Source organism: Microbulbifer regidiadema (SeqCode) (assembly GCF_052467605.1).
Window position 1 is genome coordinate 686,987 of sequence record NZ_CP174316.1, and the last position, 13,358, is coordinate 700,344.

Genomic DNA, 13,358 nt, shown 5'->3' on the forward strand with positions numbered 1-13,358 from the left:
CTTATAATTCGATAGGAAATTATAAGGGCGGAATAACAAGGATAAATTTCTAAGCAGCTACTGTTGTGCCGAATGCCTAAGGTTGCAGCAGAATAAAAATCACAGCGAATAGAACTCAATGAAAGCATTGTTTATTTAGATGCGTTTCAGTGCGGTTGTTTATTGGAGACTATTCCGTACAGCTCCAGCAAGGCCGTTTCTTAGAAAATTTAAATAAGAAGTTCCTCTTTGCGTATTTGTTTCTCCCAATGTCCCCATAGCAACTACAGTGACACCTTTCGCTTAGTGGATACAGGTGGAGGTGGTGGCCTGAAGTAGCTTGTAGTGATGGTGGTTGCGGCTGTCTATTGGGCTCACTTGTATTGAATGTGATAGGTGGGGGCGCGGAGGTCGCGCTCAACCCTGTCACTCAGATGGACAGCATGGCTGTTGTGGGACTGCGGGTGGTAAATCCGGCTGTTAGACTAACAGCACCGCCGAGCTCCTCTCCATTAATAAGGTCACGTCTGCGATAACGCAAAATATTGACAAGTAGGGCGTTAATGAGGGAAGTCTACTCCATGTACCAGCGGATATTATTCAGCGCCATCTGGTTCGATGGTACCTATCTGTGAGTGTGCTGATAAAAAATATCCAGAAAACACTCTGATTTGGGGGTAGCTTAGGGCGAATATCATCTATGACGTTTTCTTTTGCTGTTTTCTAGATGGTTAATATTGAAGGTCAAAAGCAAGTGCATATATCCACCTGGGTATTTTTATGCTAGAGTTGGTTAACTGCTTGATTTATATGTATTTTTTGATTTCCTGTTCCTGAGATATGTTAACAGGTGATATATGCAGCTGCTTTTGAATATACTGTTATGCGAAGGAGAAGATAAATGAAAAGGCTTTCAGAGGAAGAAGTTGAGCAATTAAATCTGCTTAAAGAGATGTATCGAGATGGATGGTTCCCAAACCACCTCGTTGATCGTGTCAAGGGGGTTCTGATTGAGATTTGCCGCAAGATTGAGTCTGGCAACCCCAAGAATGAAGAAGAACTATATGTGATTACTCACCGTGCTACCGAAAAAATAAATGACTTACAGAGTGACTTTGAAGAAGAAGGAAGTGAAATAGAAACCGTAGCTCGCGATTCTATAGCTGTGAGTTTCGGAAAGGTTGCAGAAGCTTACGGATTTGAAGTCGATCTAGAAGAGTTGATAGCCCCACGTGATTGGTGAAATAACAGGTAAAACCAATTGGAACTATGGAGCTTGAGCAGGTGCTGGCTCATCACATTGTTAATATCGAAGATCAAAAGCAAGTGTGCATATCCACACTAATATGGGGCGTTAGTTTTTTGATTTCGAGTGGTTTATGCCTGTGATCGAAAGTGGCAAAATAATAAGATATAATGCAGCTGCTTTTGAGTACACTGTTATGCATCGCTGGATAAAAGAAAATGGATCAAGTTCACGTAGTTAATACGATCACTGTTCCAAGTGGAATGGAAGAAACGGCTGAGAGAATCAGAAATGAATACGTTTCCTATTTTAGCAAGCAGGACGGCTTTGTAAGTTCGACATTCTTCAAGTCCATAAATAGGGAAGAGGACGGATCGATAAAATATATCAATACCGTAGTCTGGGAGTCGTACGGCCACTTTGAAAAAGTGGTAAATCTAGGCTTCAATAATAGCGAAGGTTTGAATGCCGATGGGTTCAAAGTTTTGGGTAAGGGGTTTCCTAAACCTATCAAGGTATCCCCAGGTCAATATACAGTGATTGGCTAGCTAAATGCATAACGAATAAGGATAGATCACCCGGCTTCGGTGTCCTTGGCTACCTCGCCTCCAGGCTAAGCCTTATATGATGTTTCTGTTCGTCAGCTCGTAGCTTTGCTAGCGGCTTCCTCCCCACAAGACCTCACGGTCTTGCAGTTGCCATTTGCTAGTAGTTAGCATTTAATGGAGACCATTAAACGGTGATCCTCCTACAGGGGACTTTCACCCCATTAGTTCACGCCCATGCTGGGCGTACCAAGTCAATTAACTACGCGCCTTCAGCGCCGGACAGCTTACACTGCGCTTCGCTACGTTCCAGCTGCCGGTTATTGAGGCGTTAGGGCTATGAACAGATGGTGTATCGAGCAATATACATATTTTTCAGTATTTTCTTGTTTTCTGGATGTACCATACCATCTGCTGATCTGAGTAAAGATGTTCAATACTCACATATAGTCGGTCAATGCTATGAGTTAAAACAACCTGCTTTCGTTTTTGAAGGGCGTTGTGCTGACCTCACAGGATTCAATAATAATAGTGAGCTATGCAATGGTATCCAAGCACAAGGAATGGGTGGTTTCCCATCTAACTGGGGTGATTATCTAAAAAATCGAGTATCTATTGATAGGCAACTATTTGATCGTCTAGCTTTTGAAAAGCAGCGATCGATGCTATTTCCACTGGCAGTCGGGTCAAAGATTTATATAGACAAGCTAGTACATCATGGTTGGGGTACAGACGGAAGGTACTGGGTTGTACGTGGCAATATCTTAATTAATGAAGGTCGCATCGAAGTTGAGCTACCTTCATTTAGCTATGCGCACGGTAAGCCTTATTGGGTCGATGGTATCGCTCGAGCTTTTCCAGGCATTAATCCTAATTTTTTAGCGCCATGCAATGAATCGCCCTAACAAACGCATGTTGTCGGACTGGTTTTCCGCTGCGCTCCAAACCAGCCGCAAATGCGGGCGCTAGTGCGACAAGCGAAGCTTGTTGCATCTTGCTGGGTGAAAGTCCCAGCCTGGTAAGAGTTAGCCACTCACCAGTATCGAGTCTTGCGCGTTGTGCGGAGCTTTAAATTAGGAGTATTTGAGAGGCAGGATGCACGAGCGAACAATCAACGTGAAGCGTAGACAGAGAAATATGTAGGCCATAGGGAGTGCGCGCTCCTGAAGTGCTGGTATCGTTTCGAAATGCAAATTCTAGGTGACGAGGCTTGTAACGCGGTCGAAGTCCATACAAAGCAATCGACTCAGGAGTGAATTTGTTTTCGCTACCTGAATGGCAAGATTGTGGAGACCTAGCGGAGTTCTTAAGCCGTGGCATGCATACAGAGATGTAATGAGAACTTGTGAGACCCAAGGTAACTCCCAAAGGAATGGGTAGGGTAGTGTAGCTGAATAAGCGAGACGAACGATGGTGTCTTGGGAGTCGGACCAGCTCATAGTAGTCGGAGGGCGGGAAAGCCGTCTACAGGGCGAAGGGGCTGGCAGTTATATTGAGCTTGCAGTCGATACATACACCGGACATGTAGGGCTGGATATTGTATGAAAACAAAAGTGGAAGCATTACATTCAGTTGAATCTGAGTTTATGCACTTCAGTCATTGGGTGAAAAGGCGAAGATGGGAGGAGTGAATAGCTTTGATAGGATTTAGCTGCGTGGTAAATAATATAACTGAGGAGCCGGATGCGGTAATTCCGCACGTCCGGATCTGCGTGGGGGCAGTCGGGTAACCGGCTGTCCTACCACTACGGCTTTGTTGGGTTTCGAGAAATATAGAAGAAAGGTGAATTGTGAAATTAGAAGTGAATGATGAAGTAGCTAGTGTGATTGGACTTTCTGAAAGTGAATTGCTTGAAGTATTAGCTGTTTCATTGTACAAGCTCGAAAAAATAAATGGAGTGCAAGGAGGGAAGCTCGCTGGGACGTCTGAAATAGAGTTTCATGGTTTGCTTGAGAAGTACGGTCAGTTCATAAATTATAACGAAGATGACCTTGATATCGACATGGATAATTTAAAGGATTTTTAAAATGAATGAATCGGGTAAAATTGTAGTTAGTGACACCACCGCTATTACTTATTTTTCAAGAGTCGGCGCTATACACCTTTTAAAATCACTATTTAATCAAATCTATGTTCCTGAAGCTGTGTATGTTGTGGTCAAGTCCAACCGGACACCTCTTTAAGCACATTTCTCAAATTCGATAGGGGTTACATCCCCCAATGTTGTGTGTATTCTGCATGAGTTGTAATAAGCAATATAGGCTCTCACATCTGCTGTCGCGTGCACCCTTGTTTCATAGAGATTTCCCGTTAGCCACTCTCGCTTCAGGCTGCTAAAAAACCGTTCTGTTGGTGCGTTGTCCCAGCAATTTCCTTTACGGCTCATTGAACATACCATTCCATGCTCCTTCAGCAACGCCTGATAGGTATGGCTGGCATACTGACTGCCTCGATTAGAGTGGTGTAGAAGGCCTTGCGGTGGTGTGCGTAAATTAACGGCCATCATCAGCGCACGACTCGCCAAAGCTGTTTCCATCTGGCGATCTATTTAATACACTACACTAGCTTTTGCATCCCAGTCTCAATCCACTGGCGCCGGTGCTCATAATCTCTCCCTAATTGAGTATCTCTTCCACAAAGGAATGCCCTGCGTACACAGCGGGAGACACAGTGATAATACGAAGTCGCATCAAGTGAGATCTGTGAGCGGCGAGGCTGGGTCATCGGGTATGGGTTTAACTGTTTTAATATCCAGTATTTTTGTTGTGATTTTAGTATTGTGTCAATAGCTGTGACGCCTTAATCTCTACCTTTGATGGGTGTCCAGAAACGCCCTGGATGAGATCTTCCAATACTTGTAACCGCTCCCGGATTCAATACCCCTCTCTGTATATTGATTGCGCAGAGGCTGTAAACAGTAAGACGGATAAGGAATATCTCAACTCCAGTCGCGCCACCTGGTGCGATAGTGCCTGTTTGTGAATATGCTGACACAAAATATCTAGAAAACGCTCTGATTTTTGGGTGGCTTAGGGCGAATATCATCCATTACGTTTTCTTTTTCTGTTTTCTAGGTTGTCAATATCGAAGATCAAAAGCAGTAAAATAACAAGATATATTGCAGGTGCAATATATCCACCTGGGTGTTTTTGTGCTAGAGTCGATTAACTATTTGATTTGTATGTATTTTTTGATTTCCTACTCCTGAGATATGTTGATAGGTGACATTATGCAGCTGCTTTTGAATACACTGTTAGCTGCTATCAAGATTAGGCCACAGGCATTTAAACCATGAGTACTTGGAAACCAATAGACGAAGTTGAAATCCTCCAAAAAACTGAAAATGCACGGTGGCTACTTGAAGGGATACCTAAAGACTTCTGGAAATTGATTAGATTGGACCACCCAGAGAAGTGGTCTCAGCATCCTTGGGGTGACGAAGGGAATGGTTTCTGGGTTGTGGGTGTAATGGGAAATCGATGCATTTATTACAATGACATAGAAGATGGGTTTAATATCAGTATGTTTAAGTCATGGGGAACAATTGAAGAATATTACTGCAATCAACTTGGGCTTCATGAGTTGATCACATCGATAGTTGAATCAAGGTTCAAAATCAGCTAACAAGATGCTGCACCCGACTCCGGCGCTATCGTGCCTCTGCGGGTGAGCTTGGCGTTAAACATCCATAGCTATGGAGAAATTATGCCAAATTGGTTAAATGAATTCCTGTATGTCTTGGTTTTATCCAGGAAGACGCAGTGGGCAATTATTCTTGGTTGTATCTTCTTTATTGGTATTCATCTCCTAGGTGGGCACATGCTAGAAAACTTTGAGTTACATGGCCCAGCTCAAGGAGTCCAGGACGTTATAGCTTACAAATTCGCAAAGAGATATGATAAGGTAGCGTTTATCGCTCTCATATCATTTTTTGTTCTCGCCTATAAGTGTTATCAAAGAGATAGGAAGCGATTTTGGTAAAAACATTTAACAAGCACCGGCACAAATACGCGCTTCGCACTTTGGATTCGCAACAAGTTGCTCGCCTGTGCGGTGGGCGTTAATTATCTAAAGGAGTTCGTAGAACATTGAGAGAGGATGAGTGTAGTGATTCATGGTTCATTGTGACAACCATGGCCATTTTCTTTTTTCTCTTCCAGTGGCTAGAGATCTATAGTATTACCACTATAATGCAATGCGATAAAATTTCAGATTTTTGGTTGACTTATCCACAACAGATATATAGTCCATTCTATATGGTTGCGTATATCTTTGGGCTCATATTTGTCTGGTCATTATTTGATGTTGTACGCGCTATTTATTTGAATTTCGGCGATAAAGTTCAGGCTAGTGTAATATTTATCGGTGTTACCGTTTGTACAATATTTATTGCTAGAGGGCTTTGGGCTCAGTGGGAGCACTTTGAAATAACTAATGGCTTTCTAAAGCCTGAAGATAGCGTTTATCTAAATGTTAAAGCAACCCCTTTCAAACTAAAAGACCCACGGAGTGGTTTCATAAAGAAAAAGAAATGCGAGACCCCATTTAGAACTCTAAATATTTCCTCCGGAGAAGGCTGGAAAAATCTAGAAAGTGAATTTATCTCTCAGGGGGGTACATTGCCATGGAGATAACGGCAATTAACAAGCGGTTTAATTCGTCCGCTATCGCTCACTGGGAGGCGCTGAAAAACGTGCGCCCATTAACACATTGTTAGCACTAAAAACGAGCTATGAACTACATACAGGAAAATACATCGGAAGTTGGATTCTATACGAACATGAAAGATGTGGCTCATTGGCTTGGGATCAACCTCAAGGATTACGATTGGCATATTTCCGATATAGAAGGGGCTTGGCCAGAGCTAGATGACCCCTCATGGGTAGAGGGTGAAAAGCTAGTCGAAAAACTTGAGGAATTTGACTATCAGTTTGTATGGTCTGTCATTTCAGCGTTCCCGAAAGGCACTGAGTCATTCACCACAGATAAACCATTTGCCGATGGAAATCCTGATTTCTGGCAAGGGGAGCCAGAAAAGCAGCTTAAAGATTCCCTGTTTGAAATCGTATGCTGGGATAGTAGCGCAACCCTATTCATCGGATTGCCTGATGTTTTAGGGAAAAAGCTTGTAACTAATGCTCCAGGCATTAAAGACTTAAACAAAGAAAATAGGCAGCGTCAGTGCTAACAATCAAAGGCAGCGGACCTAAAAACCGTCGTTTCGCTCTGGTTTCGGTCCGCTGCTTTGGGCGTTCAGGCTGTAGAAAAACTAATATACATCTATGGCCCTTTAAGTATGCTTAAAAATTGACCGTGCATGGTGATTCTACATAAATTCTGATTTAGCTTTCACTGATGAGTAGGCTATTTTTCATGTAGAAGTACAATACGAAAAGAGGGCTGAGTTTTTCTGCACCCTCGTTATAATCTTTTAGTCATCAAAGAATGATAAGGCAAAAAAGGGAAGTTTAAAAATGGAATGTGGTCATTGTTCTCATGAGTTTAAGTTTTCACAAGTACCATTGATTGATAGGAGTTATCGAGCTTGGTCCTGCGACTTTAGGTGTCCCGATTGCGGGGTCTGGTTAAAAGTGTCATCAAGAAAAACATGGCTAATAAACCTATCAATTTTTTCTGCTGTTTCTGCTTTATTCTGCTTGTTTTTTCTAAATCCTATTAACGTTGTTCCTATCTCTACTCTAGGGTTGTTTTCAATAGGGTTTTACCTTTCTTCTCTAAAAATCAAAAAAACTTACCCAATTTATGAGCATGGCTAATTATAACAAGTCGCATCACGAAATTGCTTCGCGGTGGACCTTCGTTTCGGCGCTTTGCGCCTACACTGTGGCCCGTGTGCGAAATATTATGTGTCCAACCTGATATGACTAACAAATATGAGAAATACGTAAAGGGAATAGATTTTTCCAACATGTCAGATGTAGCGAGACCTACAATGATCGCTCTCGGGCAATCTCAATACGGAGATAATATTGATCAAGTTTGTCCTAGATGTGAGTCGCCAATCAATGTTGAGCCGAAAAGCACAACACCTGATGGCAGACCTTCTGCTTGGTTCATTTCGTGTAAGTGTGGAGCATGTGATGGTGCATTTAGAGGCCTTTGAAGCAAGAGTACATAACAAAGCCAAGCACGATCACCAGCAAATCTGGCTGGACCTGCATTCCGCAGCTTCGCTGCTCCATTTCGCCCCGTGTTGGCGGCGGTAAGAGAGACGATATAGTCACATATAAAATTTCAGGCAAGAACGAGGTTTATGTCCTTGCGAAATCTGGAGGAGTGTCGCTCTTTGATGGTATCAGCAGTAAGGTGCAACTTGGACCAAAAGACACTTGGTGGGTTATAACCAGAAACGCTAAGTTAGAAGAAGGTTTAATTATTGCTAAAGATATTCGCAAAGACAAAGAGGGGAATACCCATTACTCTATCGAGGCTGAACGGGATATGCCAATTTCTGAGTATTTGGAGGAATTAGAGTCGCTAAAACAGTACATGAAGAAGGTTCAATGATGTCCTACACGTATAAAGATCTTACATATATTAGAGTAGCGTTACAGGTCTACGAGGCTAAGCTAACAAAAATTGAATACGAAGATTGCGATGATGATGAATATTCTGAGGTTCAAGACGATATTCAATATCTTCAGCGACTTTTGGCAGTAACAGAATACGAAATTCAAAAATGTGAAGGTCGGGGGCCTAGCTTAAATCCAGTAAGTTAGAAAAATAAGTATAAAGAATAAGGCTAGATCGCGCGTAGCCGCGATCCTATCCAGTTGTTGGGCTATAGTGGTCAAGTATTTTTGGCCTCCCCCTTTAAGCTCCTGAAAAAGCGTTCAGTTGGTGCGTTATCCCAGCAGTTGCCACGACGGCTCAGGCTCTGCTTCATGTGGTAGCGCCACAGCAGCTGCTGAAAGCTCTGACTGGTGTACTGGCAACCCTGGTCTGAGTGGAACATTACTCCTTCCGGCGCACCTCGAGACTCATAGGCCATTGTTAACGCCTTCTTTACCAGGCTCGTATCTGGAGACAGCGATAATGCCCAGCCTACGGGTTTTCGTGCAAACAAATCCAGCACTACCGCTAGATAGGCCCAGCAAGTCCCCACCCAAATATATGTAATATCACCAGCCCAAGCTGCATCTGGCTTCTCGACGTCAAACTTCCGATTCAGCCGATTTGGGATATCAAGATGCGCTTGTTCCGCCTTCCTGTACCTTTCTCAGCAGGTTGAACGCAAGACAGCAGAGTTGGTTGCTCAAGCTACCATTGCATTACTTGAGCCATACAGGGACTTCGTACACACGATTACCGCCGATAACGGCAAAGAGTTTGCTCTGCACGAGAAGATTGGTGAGGCTCTGGATGCGAAGGTCTATTTTGCACATCCGTACTCATCTTGGGAGAGGGGCCTAAATGAGAATACTAATGGCCTACTGCGTCAGTACTTTCCGAAAAAAACTGATTTCAAACTTGTGGACCAAGCAGATGTCGAAGCAGCTGTTGAGCGTTTAAATAATCGCCCGAGAAAGATGCTGGGCTATAAAACTCCGAAACAAGTTATGGGAGAATATACGGCTGCCGCAGCAGCCTAAAGGGTGATGCACTTCAGAGTTGAATGCAGGTGTCAATGTATGTAACGTTTAAATCTTTTTCTTTTATGGGTATCCTGAAACAAAAAGGCTTCCTTCCCACAAAACCTCACGATTTTGCAGTTGCTATTTACTAGTAGCTAGCATTTAATAGAGTCCATTAAGCGGTGATCTTTCTACAGGGGGCTTTCACCTCATAAGCTCACGCTGATGTTGTGCGTATCAAGACGCTCAATGATCGCCCAAGATAAACCTTGGGCTGGATGGTCACTGCTGCGCAGCGCCAGTCCATTAGCTTGGCGTTAAGTTCAAGACTTCCCACATTTAGCATACACCCTGTATAGTGGGATTTTAGCCTAACACAGGGGTGCATCTAAATTGCGCAAGGGAAGCCAGGCAACTAAGTTTTAGAGTCAAAGATTGCAGAAAATTGATTGTCATTTATAGCGGTGTTTAATGTGTTGGTAAAATGCAAAAGGATTAGTTTTGAATATTTTTAAAATTCTGTTTTCAATTACATTCATACTCGCCAGCTCTACTGCTTCATCAAGTATAAGTAAGCTGAAGATATCTGAGCAGCTATATATTTTAAGTGGAAAAGAGTATGGTACTAATATCGGTTTGATAGCTGTAGAGAGCGGTTTGATATTAATTGATCCGATGCCGGGAGATAATCACCTGAGTGAATTGGATCAAGTGATTCAATCGATTCATAATGAACCTGTTGTTTTTATCTTAAATACACATGTACATTCTGATCACACTGGGGGCAATAAGTATTTTGAGGGTAAAGGTGGGCAGCTTATAGAGGGTAACCTTAATATAGAAGGGTTTGCTCATGTTAGAGTCAAGTCACATTCATCGGACGATAATATCTATTATCATAAGAAGAGTAATGCAATATTTGTTGGCGATATTTTCGATACTAGCTGGCATCCCACATTCTATGCTGGTGGAGTTGAGGGTTTCAATAACGCAGTTGATGCTATTTTAAATTTAGGTGATGATCAAAGCTTGATCATACCGGGGCATGGTGTTACTGCCAGCAAATCAGCCTTGGTTGAATTTAGAGAAAATACTTTTGCGTGGATAAATAGAGTTCGAGAACTTTATCAAAAAGGATCGGATCTAGAGAAGATAATGGCGGACACACAGGTAAAGAGTATTTTGCAGAGATTCAACGTGAGTGGTAAAGCCGTATTTGTACCTAAAAGGGCTTACAAAAGATTCATAGAGAGAACAATCGCCGTGATAGATAACGAAGAGAGTTTTCAGCAGGCTCATTAGCGGAGTGAGTTTCAATGTCTATCTTTTGTTATTATTCTTTGGCGTGAGGTAATATAGGGTACCCACAGATTGGAGGGGAGTGGTAATAGAGCTAGTCTCCTATCTCTGACAGTTTATTCTTTCTGCTTGAGGGAGTGGGGGCGATGAAACCTTATCTTCAGGAGTCTTGATAACATTGGCACTGATGGGGTCGACGTAGGCCATGCAGGCGGTCAGGACTCGTTCACCTAGTAAAGTCTGGGATTTAAAGCGGTCTACCCGAAATTGGCTTGCACAGTTGACTTCAGTATTAGGCTGACAGGCAATAGGCTCGTTTCAGTAGCTATCTGGAGTAGAATCAAAGTGGGCATATTTATCCGAAGACTCTTGGAAGCATTAGTTAGCCTGCTCTAATTTATTATATCAGAACCGGTACCGCCTCTTTTTCAAAGGGGATGTATCAGACTTTACCTGAACTAGCCTATATTAGTCATCTGATGCTGATTCCCATTCGGTGTCATATCCATTTGCCTTCAGATAAGATCTAAAAGATCCCATTAGAAGCTCGCTCCACTCCTCCAGATGTACTTCTCCACAGACTTGATTGGAGTTTTTTGAGTCTTGTACTAGTGCGTCAACCATTTTCCAGAAAAATTTTGCCAGATTAGCAGCTTCTTCTGAATTAGCAACTTCCCCTTTTTTGAGAATGTTTACGATCTCTTCATTGCTAAATAGATTGGCATAATGTAAGGCAATCTCTTTTTCCTTTTCAAATCGATACTTAATCATAATACTTCTTGGGCCTCTTTAATTACAGGTATACAATCTGCAAGTTCTAGTGATTTCGCTCGTAATTGAGCTGAAATCATTTTTATCTATAAAAAATTTTAATCCTTTTGATGCGTGGCAATTTTCTATGACCCAGAAGGTATCAGCGGGGTTTTCAGCGGACCATTTCTTTTTTAGTTTATATTTATCTTTTAGGTGTCGCCAGCGTGCAGAAGATGAGAGTCCCATTTTAGGGTGAGGCAGCACCCACTGTTTGCATTGTGAGAAAAGATAGTTTTTTCTCCAATATTGTTGCAGGTCTTCCCTTACTTGTCTGGTAAAGAAACCATCCAAGCTTATATTCAGTCATTACCAATTGGGTTCAGTAAGGCTCGAAACGTGGATGGTATGGATTTTAATCACTATATGCTTAGTGATCAAATTTGCCCTTACTTGTGTAATTGTGGATATGTACCAATTAGGCTGAGGGTAAAAACAAACAATCCAGTGCACCGAGAAAGTCGCTAAAAGATTAGAGGTGAAAGCCCTCTATCCAGTCCAATCTAGCCCCCCACAGATTAGATAGGGCGCTGGCAATAGAGCTAACCCGCTCTTTAACTGTGGTATATTTGGCGTCATTATTATCTTGGTGCTCGTGTAGTAGCGGTCGTTTCAACCTTGGCCAAGGGGTCATAGCAGTCTTTGAGAAAATGGGGCGGGGAACTACTTCGGCATGTAACCAACTTTTTACCGGGTATATGGTTCAATATGTAGGCAGGCCAGATCTAGGGAGCCGGCACATTTTTCTGGTTTTGGTCTCGAAAACTGAGAGGGCGATTCCCCTCAAACCATCGGCAGGAATTTGAGCGCCCCAGCCGCTCGACTATTGAGAGAAATCTATGATTAACTCTTTTTCTCCCGCCCCCGGCCTTGGCAACCGGCATATCCAGACGGTTTTTAGTCGCTTTCACCGCGCTAGCCCCTGGGTGGCGACAGGTTGTCGCTGGTTTAATATGCCGGATGGGGACCGCCTGGCACTGCACTTTCCCAGCCCTCTGCGCGATGATCCAAGCTGCCCCTTGGTATTGATACTTCACGGTTTGGGTGGGTCGGTTGAGTCACCCTATGTACAGGGGCTGATGGAGGTTCTCCCAAATTACCATTTTCAAGTCGCGGTAATGCACTTTCGCGGTTGTGGAGGCGTGCCCAATAGATTGCCGAGGGCTTATCACAGTGGCGACAGTGAGGACCCCCGCTGGCTGGTCAATGAGCTTAAAAAAGAGTTTCCCCTAACCCCAATTGCTCTGGTGGGTTTTTCCCTGGGAGGGAATGTTGTCCTTAAAATGTTGGGTGAGGATGGGGGTTGCGGGCAGGTGGCTGCCGGGGTCGCCATTTCGGCACCGATGGACCTCCACGCCTGTAGCCGTTATATCAATACCGGCCTGTCTCATTTGTATGAGCGCCATCTGATTGGTGAGTTGCGTCAGAGTTTGCTGAATAAGGCTAAAGACCCGCAGATAGCGGCGGCCCTACCGGATCTCAATTACCGTAGCCATTTTGCCGACTTCCGGCATTTCGACAGTGCGTTTACGGCGCCACTGCACGGTTTTCGCGATGTGGATGACTATTACACCCGGGCATCCAGCAAGCCGCTACTCAAGGATATTCGCACGCCAACATTAATTATCAATGCGATTGATGACCCTTTTATTTGCCCATCGGCAATTCCCGCCTCCAGTGAGCTGAGCTCCACGGTTGAGTTGGCGGTGAGCGAGCGGGGAGGGCATGTGGGGTTTATCGGCGGGAGCGTATGGAATCCCAGTTACTGGCTGGAGAAAAAGATACCGCACTTCCTGGGCTCGGTAGTGGGCTTGCCGAAGGAAGTCCAGCAGGAGGACTCCCTTTCCCAGGTGCTAGAAAGCCACTGAGGGCTCGGCAGAGAT

The 13,358-nt window shown here is 43.7% G+C and carries 13 protein-coding genes and 2 pseudogenes; 12 read left to right on the forward strand and 3 right to left on the reverse strand.

The features are described 5' to 3' along the window. Positions 1-880 precede the first annotated feature (880 nt). The 5 genes from ACJJIF_RS03795 (at position 881) to ACJJIF_RS22385 (ending at position 3,954) form a co-directional block, all read left to right on the forward strand. Positions 881-1,222, forward strand: a complete 342-nt coding sequence (locus tag ACJJIF_RS03795) for a DUF5713 family protein (protein ID WP_444930916.1) — start codon at positions 881-883, stop codon at positions 1,220-1,222. A gap of 221 nt (positions 1,223-1,443) precedes the next feature. Beyond that, positions 1,444-1,773: an antibiotic biosynthesis monooxygenase family protein gene (locus ACJJIF_RS03800; protein WP_444930917.1), complete on the forward strand. Its 330-nt coding sequence runs from the start codon at positions 1,444-1,446 to the stop codon at positions 1,771-1,773. A 344-nt stretch (positions 1,774-2,117) separates the two neighbouring features. Continuing rightward, entirely contained in the window at positions 2,118-2,675 is a 558-nt protein-coding gene (locus ACJJIF_RS03805) for a hypothetical protein (protein ID WP_444930918.1), read from the forward strand. 885 nt (positions 2,676-3,560) lie between these two features. After that, complete coding sequence (locus tag ACJJIF_RS03810) at positions 3,561-3,797, forward strand: UPF0175 family protein (RefSeq protein WP_444930919.1); 237 nt, start codon at positions 3,561-3,563, stop codon at positions 3,795-3,797. A 1-nt stretch (position 3,798) separates the two neighbouring features. Then, positions 3,799-3,954 carry a PIN domain-containing protein gene (locus ACJJIF_RS22385; protein WP_507021844.1) on the forward strand — a complete coding sequence of 52 codons (156 nt, stop codon included), beginning with the start codon at positions 3,799-3,801 and terminating at the stop codon, positions 3,952-3,954. On the opposite strand, the pseudogene ACJJIF_RS03815 reads toward ACJJIF_RS22385, so the two are convergent. Continuing rightward, positions 3,951-4,307: pseudogene (locus ACJJIF_RS03815) on the reverse strand (integrase core domain-containing protein); the annotation flags it as partial. The gene ACJJIF_RS22385 and the pseudogene ACJJIF_RS03815 sit on opposite strands and share 4 nt — an antisense overlap. Positions 4,308-5,062: 755 nt before the next feature. On the opposite strand from ACJJIF_RS03815, the gene ACJJIF_RS03820 reads away from it, so the two are divergent. The 4 genes from ACJJIF_RS03820 to ACJJIF_RS03835 all read left to right on the forward strand — a co-directional run bounded on the left by ACJJIF_RS03820 (position 5,063) and on the right by ACJJIF_RS03835 (position 8,299). After that, on the forward strand, positions 5,063-5,395 hold the full coding sequence (locus ACJJIF_RS03820) for a hypothetical protein (protein ID WP_444930920.1): 333 nt from the start codon (positions 5,063-5,065) through the stop codon (positions 5,393-5,395). 464 nt (positions 5,396-5,859) lie between these two features. After that, positions 5,860-6,405, forward strand: coding sequence for a hypothetical protein (locus ACJJIF_RS03825; protein ID WP_444930921.1), 546 nt, complete (start codon positions 5,860-5,862; stop codon positions 6,403-6,405). 98 nt (positions 6,406-6,503) lie between these two features. After that, a complete protein-coding gene (locus tag ACJJIF_RS03830; RefSeq protein ID WP_444930922.1) occupies positions 6,504-6,959 on the forward strand; it encodes a hypothetical protein in 456 nt (151 codons plus the stop codon). Between the two features lie 932 nt (positions 6,960-7,891). Then, complete coding sequence (locus ACJJIF_RS03835; RefSeq protein ID WP_444930923.1) at positions 7,892-8,299, forward strand: hypothetical protein; 408 nt, start codon at positions 7,892-7,894, stop codon at positions 8,297-8,299. A gap of 298 nt (positions 8,300-8,597) precedes the next feature. Here ACJJIF_RS03835 and ACJJIF_RS03840 read toward each other — a convergent pair. Next, a pseudogene (locus ACJJIF_RS03840) lies at positions 8,598-9,037 on the reverse strand (IS3 family transposase); the annotation flags it as partial. A 2-nt stretch (positions 9,038-9,039) separates the two neighbouring features. Here ACJJIF_RS03840 and ACJJIF_RS03845 point away from each other — a divergent pair. After that, positions 9,040-9,384: an IS30 family transposase gene (locus tag ACJJIF_RS03845; protein ID WP_444932314.1), complete on the forward strand. Its 345-nt coding sequence runs from the start codon at positions 9,040-9,042 to the stop codon at positions 9,382-9,384. A 483-nt stretch (positions 9,385-9,867) separates the two neighbouring features. Next, positions 9,868-10,668, forward strand: a complete 801-nt coding sequence (locus ACJJIF_RS03850) for an MBL fold metallo-hydrolase (protein WP_444930924.1) — start codon at positions 9,868-9,870, stop codon at positions 10,666-10,668. A gap of 465 nt (positions 10,669-11,133) precedes the next feature. Here ACJJIF_RS03850 and ACJJIF_RS03855 read toward each other — a convergent pair whose 3' ends face one another. After that, positions 11,134-11,436, reverse strand: a complete 303-nt coding sequence (locus tag ACJJIF_RS03855) for a hypothetical protein (protein ID WP_444930925.1) — start codon at positions 11,434-11,436, stop codon at positions 11,134-11,136. 878 nt (positions 11,437-12,314) lie between these two features. On the opposite strand from ACJJIF_RS03855, the gene ACJJIF_RS03860 reads away from it, so the two are divergent. Beyond that, positions 12,315-13,343: a hydrolase gene (locus ACJJIF_RS03860; RefSeq protein WP_444930926.1), complete on the forward strand. Its 1,029-nt coding sequence runs from the start codon at positions 12,315-12,317 to the stop codon at positions 13,341-13,343. Positions 13,344-13,358 lie beyond the last annotated feature (15 nt).

Excerpts from the sequence above, each read along its gene's own strand:
- ACJJIF_RS03795 (WP_444930916.1), top strand. The coding sequence starts at position 881 with ATGAAAAGGCTTTCAGAGGAAGAAGTTGAGCAATTAAATCTGCTTAAA.
- ACJJIF_RS03800 (WP_444930917.1), top strand. The coding sequence starts at position 1,444 with ATGGATCAAGTTCACGTAGTTAATACGATCACTGTTCCAAGTGGAATG.
- ACJJIF_RS03805 (WP_444930918.1), top strand. The coding sequence starts at position 2,118 with ATGGTGTATCGAGCAATATACATATTTTTCAGTATTTTCTTGTTTTCT.
- ACJJIF_RS22385 (WP_507021844.1), top strand. The coding sequence starts at position 3,799 with ATGAATGAATCGGGTAAAATTGTAGTTAGTGACACCACCGCTATTACT.
- ACJJIF_RS03820 (WP_444930920.1), top strand. The coding sequence starts at position 5,063 with ATGAGTACTTGGAAACCAATAGACGAAGTTGAAATCCTCCAAAAAACT.
- ACJJIF_RS03830 (WP_444930922.1), top strand. The coding sequence starts at position 6,504 with ATGAACTACATACAGGAAAATACATCGGAAGTTGGATTCTATACGAAC.
- ACJJIF_RS03855 (WP_444930925.1), bottom strand. The coding sequence starts at position 11,436 with ATGATTAAGTATCGATTTGAAAAGGAAAAAGAGATTGCCTTACATTAT.
- ACJJIF_RS03860 (WP_444930926.1), top strand. The coding sequence starts at position 12,315 with ATGATTAACTCTTTTTCTCCCGCCCCCGGCCTTGGCAACCGGCATATC.